General features: G+C 64.5%; 1 protein-coding gene. It reads left to right on the top strand.

Annotation, left to right across the window (positions count from 1 at the left end):
- Positions 1 to 151: 151 nt before the first annotated feature.
- Positions 152 to 467: cellulase family glycosylhydrolase (locus Y887_RS17155; RefSeq protein WP_157004345.1), on the top strand; the 316-nt coding region annotated here is incomplete at its 3' end.

The raw sequence follows: 467 nt of genomic DNA on the forward strand, positions 1-467 counted from the left end.
GCGGGAAAGCGACCGCGCCCGCAGCCCGCCTGTGATCTGTGCGCCAATGCGCTTTTTTGTGGCTCCGATCACGCCACGCGGCGCGGGCGCGGACCAAGATGCCCCCCTCACCGCGCTCGGGTGTCGAGCTCGGTTATCTAGGGAGATCACCATGTCCATTTTCAGGACCGCAAGTACGCTCGCATTGGCCACCGCGCTGGCCTTGGCCGCCGCGCCGGCTTTCAGCTATTCCATCAGCAACAACCGGGTTGTCGACGACAACGGCAAGGTGGTGCAGCTCAAGGGCGTCAACGTGTTTGGCTTCGAGACCGGCAACCACGTCATGCATGGCCTGTGGGCGCGCAACTGGAAGGAGATGATCAACCAGATGCAGGGCCTGGGCTTCAATGCCGTGCGCCTGCCGTTCTGCCCGGCCACGCTGCGCAGCGACACCATGCCCAGCAGCATCGACTACAGCCGCAATGCCG

Source organism: Xanthomonas pisi DSM 18956 (assembly GCF_001010415.1).
Lineage (GTDB): Bacteria > Pseudomonadota > Gammaproteobacteria > Xanthomonadales > Xanthomonadaceae > Xanthomonas > Xanthomonas pisi.